This window comes from Arthrobacter sp. Alg241-R88 (assembly GCF_900537115.1).
GTDB lineage: Bacteria > Actinomycetota > Actinomycetes > Actinomycetales > Micrococcaceae > Arthrobacter.
Map to the genome: position 1 here is coordinate 37,565 of NZ_UNRG01000015.1, position 14,216 is coordinate 51,780.

Sequence of the window (14,216 nt, forward strand, 5' to 3'; positions counted from 1 at the left end):
GATTCAGCAGCAGCAGGACGTCAAAGGGGCCACACGCCCCTTCACAAAAGATCATCATCCCTTAGAGGACTTTTGCGTGCCTAAAACCTATAACGTCATCATGTTTGTATTACTCCTTGGCGGTGTTGTCTGTGCCATTTTGGCGGACACCACCGCCACCTTCGCATCCGGGCTGGTCCTCCTCGTTGTTGGGACCGCAGGGCTCTCCTCCGGCTATGTGACGCACCTGGACGATGAGGTCAAGTAGGTACAGGACGGAGATTCAAGGGAGGCTCGGTGCTTCGACGGCTTCGAGTCCGCGTAAATCCCCGCTTTGTCGTTGATCTACCCGGCAGTACCGTTTGCTGAGTTATGCCGTTCCCAAAGGTAGGCCAGTAGGCCGGGCTATGGCATGGCGAACGATGCACATGTGTACGCGTGCGACCAGGCACACTGGTGTACTCAGAGCAGCCGCTTAGGCACTCTGGTTCCGCGTACACTCCCTGCGGGCCGAGCCCATAACAAAAGACAGGAAGACGCGGTGTGTGAAACACACCGCGTCTTCCTGTGCATGGCGAAGGTGGACGTGAAGTCAGGGATTCGATGTCACCGCGTACGATTCACAGACTGTACGCTCCCTTCGGCACTAGGTGTCATCCGGCGATGTAAAGCAGCCGCTTGTTTACAAACTCATCCATGCCCAAGGGGCCCAGTTCGCGGCCGAACCCGGACCGCTTGATACCACCAAATGGCATGTCGGCGCCTTCGCCAGCGGCGGTATTGACACTGGCCATGCCGCTTTCAAGGCCCTCCGCCACTCGACGGGCGCGCTCCTCGTCGGTGCTGAAGACTGCACCGCCGAGGCCATACGGGGTGTCGTTGGCGAGGTCAAGTGCTTCCTCGTCGCTCGAGGCCTTATAGACGACGGCGACCGGGCCGAACAGTTCTTCGCTGTATGCGCGCATGTCCTTGGTGATTCCCGTGAGGACAGCCGGCTGGAAGTATGCCCCCGGACCATCCAGCAATACACCGCCAACGTGAAGAATTGCACCCTTTGAAACCGCATCCTGTACCTGCTCTGCCAGTTCTTCGGCTGCTGCTCGGGACGCCATTGGAGTGAAGGTTCCCTCAGACTCCTCGAGGGGATTGCCTGGCTTCAGGTCTTTGGCAAGTTCAACCATTGCGGCGACGAACTCGTCGTAAATGTCGTCCATGACGATGATGCGCTTGTTGGAATTGCAGGCCTGCCCGGTATTAGCCATACGCGTGGCCCAGGCCGACGCTGCAGAGGCCTTCACATCGGATGAGTCCAGGACGACGTAGGGGTCGGATCCGCCCAACTCCAGGACTGCCTTCTTAAGGTTTTTTCCGGCCATGGCGCCGACAGCTGCACCGGCGCGCTCCGAGCCTGTAAGGGAAATGCCTTGAACACGCGGGTCGGCGATGATTTCTTCGAGTTGAGCGCGGTTGGCGAAGACGTTGACATATGCGCCCTTGGGAAGGCCTGCGTCATCCAAGATCTGCTGGATGGCCAGCGCTGACCGCGGGCAATTGATTGAGTGCTTGAGGATAATGGTATTTCCCAAGACCAGATTCGGTGCTACGAACCTCGCAACCTGGTAGTAGGGGTAGTTCCACGGCATGATGCCCAACAGGACGCCGACCGGACGCTTCTGTATGACTGCTTTGCCGCCGATGGCGTTGATGGGCTGGTCCGCGGCCAGTTCCGGCCCCTCGGTGGCGAAGTAGTCGAAAATTTCCGTGCAGAAAGTCGCTTCACCACGTGCCGACTTGATCGGCTTTCCCATTTCTTCACTGATGATAGCCGCCAAGTCATCTGCCCGCTCACTGAAGAGCTCGCCGATGCGGGCGACAATTTTCGCGCGCGCCTGGAGGGGAACCTCACGCCATTCCAGGTAAGTGTCATGGGCGGCGGTAAGAGCCTCCTGAATCTCCTGGTCCGTTGCCGTTGCAAATTCTTCGACAATCTGTCCGGTTGCTGGATTCAAAACCCGGTATCCGCGGGCGGTGGATTGCAGAGGTGCGGTCATTCCGAGGGCTCCTGTTCGTGGGCGGTAGGTAGGGGGTGTGACTTCAGACGCCATCAAGGGCCAGTCCACGCGACTGAGCGTGCAGACGGTTCTCGTCGGCTGGAGACTCCCTGAGTGCGTTGCATGTTTCCTGCAAGTTCTTCCACTGTAACTGCAAACTGTAGACTTTTGAACTGTAAACTGTGAATTGTAAGCAGAGTGACGAGGGATTCCATGAATATGAAAGTCATTGTTGTAGGTGCGGAGAGCGACCTGCCTCCAGAAATGGAGAAGATAGAGGCGGTCGCGAACGTGATTCCCGTGAACAGTGCGGAGGAGTTTGCGCGGGCACGCAAGGAAGCCGATGTCGTGTTTATGTGGCAGTGGGACAGCGATTTGGTTGCGCAGGCTGGCCCTGGCGGTCTCTCCTGGGTCCATGTCAACAGCATCGGGGTGGATGCGCTGCTGACGCAAGAAGTTGCAGACTCTGAGTTGATCATCAGCAACACCAGGGGTGTCTTTGAGCCCCCGGTCGCAGAGTGGGTCCTGTCGGCTTTGCTATTCATGGCCAAGGACATGCGGGGGACCGTGGAACTTCAGCGGCAGGGAACTTGGAAACCCCGACCGGTCGATATGATCCGCGGCCGCCGGGCCTTGGTGCTGGGACCAGGGGGAGTGGGCCGCGAGATTGCCCTGCTTTTACGGGCCGCCGGATACACCGTTGACATCGTTGGCCGTACCTCCCGGGACGAACCGGAACTCGGTCGTATCCGTTCGACAGCTGACCTGAACGAGCTGTTGGCCCATGCCGACGATGTAATCCTGGCTGCGCCGCTGACTGAAGAAACCCGTGGAATCTTGAGCGCGGAGCGCCTGGCGAAGATGCGGAAGGGGGCACGCCTCGTCAACGCAGGCCGGGGGCCCTTGGTCGACGAGCGAGCACTCCTCGAGCGCCTCCAGGAAGGCCACCTCGCTGCTGCAGCCCTAGACGTTTTCAACCAGGAGCCGCTGGATTCGAGCCACCCGTTTTGGTCTATGGAGAACGTTCTTGTTTCGCCTCACATGGCGAGCTATGCCAATGGCTGGGAAAGCGCGTCCGTCGACGTGTTCCTCAAAAACCTGGAGCGCTGGATGCAGGGCGACAAGCTCAAGCACGTAGTGAATGCCAAAAAGCTGATCCACGTTTCTGGCTGAGCAGCACCGCTTCAACCTTTCCTAGCCCACCCGTCAGCAGACATTCCTACTGCAGACTGTTGACAACCTGTGCTTTGGTGGTGTTCGCTGGATGTGGAATCAATGCGAGAGGGATAAGTCATGAGACGCTGCAAGGCTTGGGCCGACGCGGGGAGGACGGCTGCTTCGTTGGCCGGGAGCTTACAAAGCCCGGGGCTAACGAGCGATGTCTCGAGACTTTCAATGCCCAGGCGGCGGTGCCTTTTGGCGCACCAAAACCGGGAAGCAATCGTTTGTTCACGTGAGCCCGTCGAGGTGTTCTTGTGAGCCGCTCTGCCCCTGAAGCGATAACGCTGGTAGTCGCGGCTGGAAAGAACCCTCCAGACCTCAGCACTCTTGACGGTCTTGACATCCGGATGGCCACTCCCGAGCAACTTCCGAGTGCGATCCGAGGAGCTGATGCACTGCTGATATGGGATTTTTCAGCAACAGGTGTAGCCAGCGCCTTACAGGTTCAGGATCGGCTCAAGTGGATCCACGTCAACAGCGCCGGCATTGACCACGTCCTGACTCCGGAGCTTCGCCGGAGCGGCATCACCCTAACCAATACCCGCGGCTTGCTTGATGAAGCCATCGCTGAGTATGTCCTGGGCCTCGTCCTTGCCTTCGCCAAGGATCTGCCGAAAACCCTGCAGTTGCAGCAGAAGCAGCAGTGGAATCACCGCCTTACTGGCCGCCTTTCCGGTTCAAAGGCATTGGTGGTGGGTCCGGGATCCGTCGGCAGGTGTGTCGGAGAGGTGTTGGGCAAAGTCGGGGTGGCTGTGGACGCAGTCGGCCGGACTCCCCGCCATGGAGACGGTACTTTCGGCTCCGTTTTTGCACAACACTGCCTCAAGGACGTTATCGGGAACTACGGGTACGTCGTACTCACAGCCCCCCTGACTCCGGAAACAGAAGGGATGATCAATGCTCCCGTTCTCGATGCAATGGACTCCGCGGCACGGCTCATCAACGTCGGTCGGGGACCCCTGATCGTCGAAGATCACCTCATCGCCGCACTTAACAAGGGAACTATTGCCGGCGCGGCCATCGATGTCTTCCAACACGAACCGTTGCCGCCCACCCACCCGCTGTGGACAACGCCCAACACCATCATCTCCCCGCACATGGCAGGTGACTTCTTCGAATGGCGCGCTGCGGCCCTTGAGATTTTTGTCCGGAATCTGAGGCGCTTCCGCAGCGGCACAGAGCTTCTTAACCAGATCGATAAGGAGGCAGGCTACGTCCGCAGCAGCCGTTCCCCGTCCTCTGTGCTTCAGGAACAGCAGAAAGAAAACGCCTCATGAACGACATCGATACCATCGTGCCACTCCGGATGCCACTGGCCGCAAGCGTAATCGCCGAACAACTCCGCGCCCGAATCCTGGACGGCACTCTTGCGGCGCTGGAACACATCAATGAAGCCCAGCTCGCGGCCAGGTTCAACGTCAGCCGGGGACCAGTCCGGGAGGCAGTCCAACGCCTCGTGCAGGAAGGGCTACTCAAAAGCACCCGAAACCGGGGTACCTTCGTCACTGACCTCGGCCCCGCTGACATCGAGGACGTTTATAAGGCACGGGGTGCGATCGAGAAGCAGAGCGCCCGACTCACCATGTCCAACTCGACCGATGAGCTTATCCATAATCTGAGGGAAATCTTGGCTGCCATGGCGAGGGCCCTTGATGAGAAGGACTGGTCCACCATTGCTATGCGCGATCTTGAGTTCCACCAGTCCATTGTCAGCGCCGCTGGAAGCCATCGGCTGTCCAGGATGTTTTCGACCCTGGCAGCCGAAACCCTCATCTGCATCCGAAAGACCCGCACCGTTTATCAGGACAAGGCCGCAATCCTCCATGAGCATCAAAGGCTGCTGAAGCTGATCGAGGCGGGGGACCTTGAAGGATATCTCACCGCAATAGATGACCACATGAACAATTCCGTTGTGATGCTCACCGCCGCCCAAACACTGGCCGCGTCCGAGAGATAAATCGATAAGCACCCATGACCACCGGTTCGTTTCCCAGTGAACGAACCAGCATCTCTTCTCACCACACTCATGAAGACAAGGACACTAGACATGACCACTGAGACCACGCATTCGGCCACCTCCCAGCAGGCCCGGGACATCATCGCAAAAGTCAGCACCGGGGTGCTGATCGACGGCACCTGGACAGAGTCGGCCTCAGGAGCGCGCTTCAACGTCATCAACCCCGCAACCGAGGAAGTCATCGCGACGGTGGCTGACGGAGGTCCGGAGGATGCCCAGCGTGCCATCGCGGCCGCGGGCCGCGTCCAAAAGGAATGGGCCCAAACCCCGCCGAGGACGCGCAGCGAGATCCTTCGCCGAGCCTACGACCTGGTTATGGAGCGGCAGGAAGAGCTCGCCCTGGTAATGACTACTGAGATGGGCAAGCCCCTGGCCGAAGCCCGCGGCGAGGTCGCCTACGCAGCCGAGTTCTTCCGCTGGTTCTCCGAGGAGGCCGTACGCATCGGGGGCGATGTAACGACCACCGGCGACGGCAAGAACCGAATTTTCGTTTCGAAGGAACCTGTTGGACCGTGCGTGCTCATCACGCCGTGGAACTTTCCGCTGGCCATGGGCACCCGCAAGATCGGGCCAGCAATTGCCGCCGGATGCACCATCGTTTTCAAGCCCGCGAACCTCACCCCGCTGTCGTCGCTGGCGCTTGCCGACATATTGCTGGAGGCAGGCCTGCCCGCCGGGGTACTCAACGTCGTCTGCACCACTAAAGCCTCCAGCGTCGTCACGCCCTGGATGACCAGCGGCATCGCCCGCAAGATCAGTTTCACCGGCTCCACTGAAGTTGGCGTCAAACTGCTGGAACAGGCCGCGCAGCACGTCATGCGCTCCTCGATGGAACTTGGCGGGAACGCACCTTTTATCGTCTTCGACGACGCTGACATCGACCGTGCTTTGGACGGCGCCGTTGCCGCCAAAATGCGGAACATGGGCGAGGCCTGCACTGCCGCAAACCGCATCTACGTCCAGCGTGGGATAGCGGAGGAGTTTGGCCGCCGGTTGGCCGCCAGGCTCACAGCCCTCAAAGTTGGCGACGGCGCAGAGCCAGGCATCGAAGTCGGACCCCTGGTGGAAGAGAAAGCCCTTGCCAAGGTCCAGGAACTCGTCAACGACGCCGTAAGCAAAGGCGCAACGGTCATTGGCGGTGGCTCAGCCCTGGACCGGCCCGGCTACTTTTACTCTCCCACGGTTCTTACGAATGTCAGCCCAACCGCCGACATCATGAGTCAGGAAATCTTCGGACCTGTCGCCCCCATCGTCCCCTTCACCACAGAAGAGGAAGTCATCAAACTCGCCAACGACACACCCTACGGGCTTGCCAGCTATGTCTTTACCCAGGACATCGACCGGGCATTCCGGGTTGGAGACGCGCTGGAAGCCGGCATGATCGGACTGAACTCCGGGATCGTCTCGAACCCGGCGGCCCCCTTCGGCGGGGTGAAAGCCTCAGGACTTGGGCGCGAGGGCGCACGCATTGGAATCGATGAATTCCTCGAATACAAGTTCATGGCCCTCCCACGAGGCTAACTACGGACAGGGCGAATACGAACCTGCCCCGTACTAGGTAGCTGCCCGGGCACACGTGCGGGGCAGCTACCCAAGAGGGAGCCTAGCCAAGCTCTAAGCAAGGGCGGATACGACCGCACAACACCTATCAAAATTCATTAAGAGGAGCTACGCCGTGACTGAGATGTTCTACGACGAGGATGCCGACCTATCCACCATCCAGGGCCGCAAGGTTGCCATTGTTGGTTACGGCTCCCAGGGCCACGCCCACGCGCTGAACCTGCGGGATTCCGGCGTCGACGTTGTCATCGCCCTGCAGGACGGCTCGAAGTCCAAGGCCAAGGCCGAGGACGCCGGGTTTACCGTCAAGAACGTTGCCGACGCCGCCGAATGGGCGGACGTCATCATGATCCTGGCACCGGACCAGCACCAGCGCTCGATTTTCAACGACTCGATCAAGGACAAGCTGACCCCGGGCAAGGCACTGGCTTTCGCCCACGGCTTCAACATCCGCTTCGGCTACATCCAGACCCCCGAGGGTGTTGACGTCATCCTGGTTGCCCCGAAGGCTCCGGGCCACACCGTCCGCCGCGAATTCGAGGCCGGCCGCGGCATCCCGGACATCATCGCCGTCGAGCAGGATGCCACCGGCGCTGCCTGGGACCTGGCCAAGTCCTACGCGAAGGCAATCGGCGGCACCCGCGCCGGCGTCATCAAGACCACCTTCACCGAAGAGACCGAAACGGACCTCTTCGGCGAGCAGACTGTCCTCTGCGGCGGCGTGTCCCGCTTGGTCCAGTACGGTTTCGAGACCCTGACCGAGGCCGGCTACCAGCCGCAGATCGCCTACTTCGAGGTCCTGCACGAGCTCAAGCTCATCGTTGACCTGATGTGGGAAGGCGGCATCGCCAAGCAGCGCTGGAGCGTTTCCGATACCGCTGAGTACGGCGACTATGTTTCCGGCCAACGTGTCATCACCCCTGAGGTGAAGGAAAACATGAAGGCAGTCCTGGCGGACATCCAGTCCGGTGCCTTCGCCAAGCGCTTCATCGAGGACCAGGACAACGGCGCCGCCGATTTCAAGGAACTGCGTGCCAAGGCCGAGCAGCACCCCATCGAGGCTGTTGGCCGCGAGTTGCGGTCCCTCTTCTCCTGGCAGCAGCAGGACGTGGATTACGTGGAAGGTTCCGCAGCCCGCTGAGGCTGACGGAGGAGGGTACCCATGAGTACATTCGCAGGTCCTATCGCCTCTTGCTCTGAGTTGAGGGACGGGGACGAGATAGCAGCATTCCAAGGAGACGTCCGTCGCTTCCACGGTTACGTGACGGACACCATGCCTGATATGGAGCTCTTTTGGGCTGTATCGCCGGTCGGGGAGCGGCGAATCATTGAATTTGAAGAGTACAAAGTAACCCTGCTGGATTCGGCCGAAGCTCAAGGTTGAACCTCATCGGCAGGCGTGCACATCCGTCTCGCCTCCACCTGGCGGCAGCGGCGGTGAACGTTTGTTCCCGCTGATGTGTGGGAAAACAGCCCCACTCACGGGGACGGTTGCTGAAACCACCCCGGCTGAAGGCAGCTGGAAAATTCAAAGCCAACACCCAACTCTGAAGGAGAACCAAAACGTGAACGCCAACAATCCCGCCTCTCAGGATTGGCCCGCCGCTGAAACAGTCCAGCAGCACCGGATCGTGGCTGGAAGCCCCCGGACCAGTTCCATTTCCGTCCATCAGGACGGCCTGTCCCACGCCGGGCTATGGCGGGTCTCTCCGGGAGAGTTCATGACCGCCCGACGCGGGCAGACTGAATTCATCACGATCCTAGAAGGCACCGGGCGCCTTGTCAGGGATAGCGGTGAAACTACTGAGCTCTATCCGGGCGCATTTGCCGTAATGGAAGACGGCTGGACCGGTCGCTGGGTGATTGATACTGACCTGGTGAAAACCTTTGTCACCGTAACAACCCCCTAGGTCGCCTTCAGTGGCTGTCGACGGCACCGCTCGCTTGACACTTGTGACGCCAAAGCAGCCCTTGCCAGCGGCAGGCATTTATGTCGCCTTCACCCCTCCAGGCAGGCCTGGAGGGGTGATCTGCGTCGACGGTCAGTAGAGGATTCTGGCCTTCTTCGGGGTATAGCATCAGTTCCGGCCGTCTGAGCCGCCATCAATGTTGCTGCCGGTGCTGAAGCCACCCTGGGACGGGCACGAATCCGAGATTCGCTTGTCGACTGCTTAATTAGGACCTTGCCGCCTATCGGCGGGGCTTGGATCAACACTCATCCAGCGACTCGACTACTACCCCATGAAGCCACACGAGTCCTAGGGAATTGCAAAGGGCCTCCGGGCCATGAAGCGGAGGTCCGTTTCATGGCCCGGAGGCCCTCTTGAGTTTTGGCGCCGGAGGCTCTAGCCGATCGTTGCCAGAACTTGGTCAAGTTCCGAAAGGAAATGCTCGGCGTGGTTGGCCGTGAAGACAAGTGGCGGGCGTACCTTCAGGACGTTCTCGGCAGGACCGGTTGCGCTCACCAGGATCCGGCGGTCCCGTAAACCGGCTACAACCGCATCGGCAAGCTTCGCGTCCTGCTGCCCTGTGGCAGGGTTGACAATGTCAGCAGCCAGGAAGAGTCCGGCGCCACGTACCTCCGTCATGATGGGGTAACGTGCGGCCAGGTCGGTCATTCCGGCAAGCATGACCGCGCCGACCTTCAGACAGTTTTCCTGCAGCCCTTCCTCCTCGATGATGTCCAGGACGGCGCCGGCGGCGGCGAGGCAGGCACTGTTCCCAGCCCCTGTGTTGAAGTAGCGGATGTCCCGACCAAACTTTTCAAGGTGGGTCCCTTGTGCCACAACCGCCGAAATCGGCAGGCCATTGCCCATTGGTTTGCCCATGGTCACCAGATCAGGGATGAACCCATGGCGCTGGTAACCCCACATCTCGTCGCCACTGCGCGCGAAACCCGCCTGGACTTCGTCCGCGATAACCAATCCACCCGCCTGATGTACGACATCGACCATGGCTGCGAGGAAGCCGGCCGGATCAGGAGCCAAACCGTCGCTGGAGAAAAGGGTGTCGACCAGTATCGCTGCAAGACGCTTCCCCCGACGCTCGATATCAGCAATTGCCTGTTCTACAGAAGCACGGAAAGCCCGCCCTGCAGCCGTAACGTCACCCCCGGCCTGGCATGCCGGCGCTGGGATTAAGAACGTGTTCGGCCCCAAGGGAACGTTGCGCCCGAGGCTAGGGGAGAGCTCTGAGATCGATGCTGTGAGGCCATGGTAGGCATTGGCCGTGACAATGACGGCTTCGTTCCCGGTGGCATAACGGGCGATGCGTAGAGCAAGGTCGTTCGCTTCACTTCCCGAGCAGGCGTACATGACCTTGTCCAGCTGCGCCGGATGAGTCGCGAGAAGCCTCTCACTGTAGTCCAGCACCGTGTCGGTCAGGTACCGGGTGTTGGTGTTGAGCGTGGACATCTGCTTGGCAACGGCCTCGACAACCCGGGGATGGCAGTGACCGACGGAAGGAACGTTGTTGTAGGCGTCGAGGTATTCATTGCCGTGGCTGTCGTACAGGGTTACACCCTCGGCCCTAACGAATTCAACGGGCTTGCGGTAGAAAAGCTTGATGCTGGGCCCAATCAGTTCCTGGCGCCGTTTGATCATCGACTGCAGCCCGGGATCGAGCTGGTCCACCGTGTTGGGGTCGAATGCGTTGGGCATGATGCTGAAGGTAGTCATATTTTCCTCTCAGATGGTGCAGGTGCGAAGGATGCGGTCGGTTGCCACGTCGGCCGGGATCGACGAGAGGCGCCGGAGCTGTTCCCAGGCAAGGGAAGCTTTCCGGGTAAGGTAGGCGCGGTTTTGGGGTGAGCGCACTGAGAGCCATTCGCTAATGACGAGGTACATCACTAACCGCACCTGCATAAGGTCGGGAATCAGCACGATTTCTTCCTGCAGGAGCGGTGATTCCTGGTGGTACCCTCGGACGACGTCAAGCGCGGGCCCCAGGGGATCATCTCCTGTACCTACATAGCCGTATGCCGTGGCCGCCAAGTCATTAACCACTTGGGTCACCACCAGGTCGTCAAAGTCCAAGACTCCTGCCACGCCGCGTTTGTCAGAGGTGACGAGGACGTTGTCTGTATTGAAGTCGTTATGCAGCACGCTTCTCCGAAGCGGAGTCAGTCGCTGCACAAGGCTTGTCTCAAAGCGCTCGAAAACCCCTTCCAAGAGTCCGTAATCCGGCATCGAAGGAAGTTCCCGCAGCATCTGATGGGCCCCGCTTGCCCTGGCGATATCCCACATCACATGCCGATAGGCAGCCGGATGCGCGAACGTTTCCAGGGCGGTCGCAGTACGGGCCAGTGATCGACCGATATCTGTCCGGAGAACACCGGAACTGGGGGACCGGCCGAGAGGTTCCCCTTCAAGGTATGTTGTCAGCCGGGCCCATCGTCGCTCCCCTGCCTGCGTCGTAATCTGCAGCTGGTGGCTTCCCCCAAGGGTATGGATGACGCGCTGTACCGGAAGGTCAGGCGCATGAGTCTCAAGATGCAGAAGGGCGCTTGTCACCAGCTCCCAGGTCGCTTCATCCGCTTGGGCGTGAGCGATTTTTAGCAGGTAGTCGCCCCCGTTTCCACGCAGGCGGAAGATGGCGTCCTTCTCGCCAGCCAAGGGGCGCGCCGCAACTTCCAGCCCAAAATACTGGCGGGCTATGGTTTCTGCTTCCGCCGTCGTTACGCCTGCGGCGCCAGCACCAAACCGGGTAGGTGTGTCCGAAGTTGATTCGGAAGTCGTCGGCCTTTCCGTGACGGAGACGCCCTGTGCCAACTCAGGAGCATGTTTGCACGGATCATTTGCTGGCAAGGTTCTGGTCCTAACGTGAGTTCTGAACACATCGGTTATCCGCAGACAACAAGTCGTTTGGGTAGGAAACACAGGACGGGCCTCGGCCCCTAACCGCGAGGCAATTTTGATCAGTGAGCCCCCGCGAGTATGTTTTGGCCGTTTTGCGGGCCAAAGGCAGCTTGTTTCTGCGGGCTAGCTGCGTCATACCCGAGCAGTCCCCTTTGCCTTGTCAGAAGTCGCCTTCCTAAGGCGTGGTTCCAGATGTCGGGGCGTTGTAATCCCGATGAGCTTGCGGAGGGTCTTGTTGATCCTGCCGTTGAGCAGATGCCCGTTGTCCTGCATTTCTTCGACATACTCAACCGATGCGCGGACGAGGGTTCCGCCGAAATAGCGGAAGGGCTCCGGTGGCAGGTAGGCCCTGGGCCCGCCCGTAAGCGGTGAACGAGCGTCCTCGTCGTCGACGCCGAGCGCCACCTTACCGAGTACCCGGCCAAGATACGCCGCCGGCCCGACGCCGTTCCCGGAGAAGCCCCCTGCATAGTGAATGTTCCCGTTATCACCGAAGGAGCCGACGAACGGCAGCGGAGACTGGGCCCGGTCAACCGGTCCTGTCCAGGCATGGGTTATCCGTGCATCAGCCAGATCAGGAAACCAACGGTGCAGGTCCTCAACGATCGAGGACCAGGCCGGAGCGTCGTGGAGAAGCGATGGATGAATTCGGCCTGCGCGCCCAATTTTCCCGCCGCCGCGGCCGAAGATCAGCCGGCCATCCGTGGTGACCTGCATGTAGTGTACGGATAGCCGTTGATCGCCAAAGGCGTCACCCCGGGCAAATTCACGTCCCAGCAACCGGTCCCCGAGCGGCTCGGTAGCAACGATTGAGCTCCCAACCGGGACTACAGCACGGCGCAGTTCGGGAAGACCGGCAATCCAGGCTCCCGTTGCCAGTACCACTTGGTTGGCCGTTACCGCCCCGCCCATCGTCTGCACTTGGGGCGGCGTTCCCCGGTCTAGGCCGATCATCGGTGTGCCTTCGAAGATCTGTGCCCCCAGCTGCAGGGCCGCTCTCCTGAGGCCCCGTGCCAGCATGGCCGGCTGGATAGTTGCTCCGTCAGTTTGAACGGCACCTTGCAGCGGGAGCGGGGAGCCGGTTCTACGCCGTACGTCTTCCGCTCCGACCTCATTGTAAAAGTCTCCGCGGCCATGGTCACGGCAGGCCTGCATTGCAGACTTCCATTTCCCCACCTGAACTGGGGTCACCGCTACTTTTGTTGCACCGTAACGGCGCAGCCGACAATCAATCCCGTACTCTTTGGAGAAATCTGCGACACGATCAATCGCCCAGGCAGACCGCTCGGCCAACCAAAGTGCGTCGTCCAGGCCATACTCAGCAATGATCGCATCCAGCCCGTCATGCCACCCCGTCATCCACCCGCCATTGCGGCCGCTTGCACCGAATCCGCAACCTTCTGCTTCAAGCAGGACAACGGAAGTGTCGGGCGACCGCTCGAGTATCTCGATGGCCGTCCAAAGGCCCAGATAACCGCCACCCACAATGCAAACGTCCGCATTAATGTGGCCAGCCAAGGGCGGACATGCTTGCTCGTCAATGCCTGCCATTGCCTCGTCCAGCCAGTAGACGGTGCCGTTAGTCGGGATTGCTTTGCTCATCAACGTTCCTGTTCTGTGTCATCACTGCGGGAACGACGGGCCAAAACGTCGGCCTAGGTTTCAGAGGCGGCCCGCGGGCCACCAGCTACTGCGCGTTCACTGACAAAAACTTATCCTCCAAATGTAGGATTGTCAACAATAGGAGAACGGGAAATGCAATTTTGATAATTGTGTGGGGGCAGTTTTACGGATGTCCGTGCGCAGAAGTGCCCAGGCAACTGACCTGCTTCGATGGCTGCCACGATGTCTTGGGCACGGTCGACGCCATGTTGTTGACGCCCTTTTCGAGCCTTGCGTACATGGTGAACACCCCGCTAGGGATTCCCAGGCGTAAGGAGCGTGGCGGTTGGCGGTTCCGGGAATCCGGCACAGCGCGCGAGAAAACTCCACAAACCAGTGGAGCAGAAAGGCCTACTCTCCGCCGGGGCCCCGCCGGCCGGCTGTACGTTAACGCCGTCCTGTGGCCTACGAAAGCATAGCTTTGCAGAACCCTCTGCGAACTGCCCAAACGACAGCACGTCATATTGATGTTGAGCGCAGCAGAAGCGACTCGAGCATGGAGACCGTCGCGTCGACGTCCAGCCGCTCCCCCGCCTGTTTTAAAGAGCCGATAACGGATATTCCGTCAAGTAAACGGCCGGTGTCAGCTGCGGTGTATTTTCGGTCGGGCTGCAGATGCTTCGCCGGTCGGGATGGTCTTCAGCTGCGCCCGTTATAGCGGCAGTTCTCGCTTCAGGATGGGCGGGCGCAGCATTGATCCTTTTCTTCTTCAGGCGTCGCCGCCGTCGGCGGCTGGAAGCTTTGCCAGAGCTAGTTCGATGTCATTCAGGATTACCAAGGGGGCTTTGTTCAGGGGGTCCCGCAGTTCACGCCCTGGGGTCCAGCGTGTGAATCGTCGGAAGTCGCGGGATCGTTTTTCGTCGTGGGCGG

The 14,216-nt window shown here is 60.0% G+C and carries 12 protein-coding genes; 8 read left to right on the top strand and 4 right to left on the bottom strand.

Annotated features, from left to right (window positions below):
• Positions 1–76: 76 nt before the first annotated feature.
• Positions 77–247 (top strand): hypothetical protein, encoded by a 171-nt coding sequence (locus G6R19_RS19535; protein WP_163168000.1) that lies wholly within the window; start codon positions 77–79, stop codon positions 245–247.
• A 385-nt stretch (positions 248–632) separates the two neighbouring features.
• Here G6R19_RS19535 and G6R19_RS19540 read toward each other — a convergent pair whose 3' ends face one another.
• Positions 633–2,030, bottom strand: a complete 1,398-nt coding sequence (locus G6R19_RS19540) for an NAD-dependent succinate-semialdehyde dehydrogenase (protein WP_163168001.1) — start codon at positions 2,028–2,030, stop codon at positions 633–635.
• Positions 2,031–2,243: 213 nt separating this feature from the next.
• On the opposite strand from G6R19_RS19540, the gene G6R19_RS19545 reads away from it, so the two are divergent.
• From G6R19_RS19545 to G6R19_RS19575, 7 genes are all read left to right on the top strand, one after another.
• Positions 2,244–3,203: a D-2-hydroxyacid dehydrogenase gene (locus G6R19_RS19545; protein ID WP_163168002.1), complete on the top strand. Its 960-nt coding sequence runs from the start codon at positions 2,244–2,246 to the stop codon at positions 3,201–3,203.
• 302 nt (positions 3,204–3,505) lie between these two features.
• Positions 3,506–4,528, top strand: coding sequence for a D-2-hydroxyacid dehydrogenase (locus tag G6R19_RS19550; protein ID WP_163168003.1), 1,023 nt, complete (start codon positions 3,506–3,508; stop codon positions 4,526–4,528).
• Complete coding sequence (locus G6R19_RS19555) at positions 4,525–5,208, top strand: GntR family transcriptional regulator (RefSeq protein WP_163168004.1); 684 nt, start codon at positions 4,525–4,527, stop codon at positions 5,206–5,208. The genes G6R19_RS19550 and G6R19_RS19555 overlap by 4 nt, the downstream gene beginning before the upstream one ends.
• A 90-nt stretch (positions 5,209–5,298) precedes the next feature.
• Positions 5,299–6,789: an NAD-dependent succinate-semialdehyde dehydrogenase gene (locus tag G6R19_RS19560; protein ID WP_163168005.1), complete on the top strand. Its 1,491-nt coding sequence runs from the start codon at positions 5,299–5,301 to the stop codon at positions 6,787–6,789.
• Between the two features lie 154 nt (positions 6,790–6,943).
• Positions 6,944–7,969 (top strand): ketol-acid reductoisomerase, encoded by a 1,026-nt coding sequence (gene ilvC / locus G6R19_RS19565; protein ID WP_163168006.1) that lies wholly within the window; start codon positions 6,944–6,946, stop codon positions 7,967–7,969.
• A 21-nt stretch (positions 7,970–7,990) separates the two neighbouring features.
• Complete coding sequence (locus G6R19_RS19570; RefSeq protein ID WP_163168007.1) at positions 7,991–8,212, top strand: hypothetical protein; 222 nt, start codon at positions 7,991–7,993, stop codon at positions 8,210–8,212.
• A gap of 181 nt (positions 8,213–8,393) precedes the next feature.
• Positions 8,394–8,738, top strand: coding sequence for a cupin domain-containing protein (locus G6R19_RS19575; protein WP_163168008.1), 345 nt, complete (start codon positions 8,394–8,396; stop codon positions 8,736–8,738).
• A gap of 435 nt (positions 8,739–9,173) precedes the next feature.
• Here G6R19_RS19575 and G6R19_RS19580 read toward each other — a convergent pair whose 3' ends face one another.
• The 3 genes from G6R19_RS19580 to G6R19_RS19590 form a co-directional block, all read right to left on the bottom strand.
• Positions 9,174–10,460: an aspartate aminotransferase family protein gene (locus G6R19_RS19580; protein ID WP_240341976.1), complete on the bottom strand. Its 1,287-nt coding sequence runs from the start codon at positions 10,458–10,460 to the stop codon at positions 9,174–9,176.
• A 54-nt stretch (positions 10,461–10,514) separates the two neighbouring features.
• Complete coding sequence (locus G6R19_RS19585) at positions 10,515–11,441, bottom strand: phosphotransferase (RefSeq protein WP_163168009.1); 927 nt, start codon at positions 11,439–11,441, stop codon at positions 10,515–10,517.
• 375 nt (positions 11,442–11,816) lie between these two features.
• Complete coding sequence (locus tag G6R19_RS19590; RefSeq protein ID WP_163168010.1) at positions 11,817–13,286, bottom strand: FAD-binding oxidoreductase; 1,470 nt, start codon at positions 13,284–13,286, stop codon at positions 11,817–11,819.
• Between the last annotated feature and the right edge of the window lie 930 nt (positions 13,287–14,216).

Bases quoted from the DNA above. Each gene is read 5' to 3' on its own strand.
- G6R19_RS19540 (WP_163168001.1), bottom strand. From the start codon at position 2,030: ATGACCGCACCTCTGCAATCCACCGCCCGCGGATACCGGGTTTTGAAT.
- G6R19_RS19545 (WP_163168002.1), top strand. From the start codon at position 2,244: ATGAATATGAAAGTCATTGTTGTAGGTGCGGAGAGCGACCTGCCTCCA.
- G6R19_RS19555 (WP_163168004.1), top strand. From the start codon at position 4,525: ATGAACGACATCGATACCATCGTGCCACTCCGGATGCCACTGGCCGCA.
- G6R19_RS19560 (WP_163168005.1), top strand. From the start codon at position 5,299: ATGACCACTGAGACCACGCATTCGGCCACCTCCCAGCAGGCCCGGGAC.
- G6R19_RS19570 (WP_163168007.1), top strand. From the start codon at position 7,991: ATGAGTACATTCGCAGGTCCTATCGCCTCTTGCTCTGAGTTGAGGGAC.
- G6R19_RS19590 (WP_163168010.1), bottom strand. From the start codon at position 13,286: ATGAGCAAAGCAATCCCGACTAACGGCACCGTCTACTGGCTGGACGAG.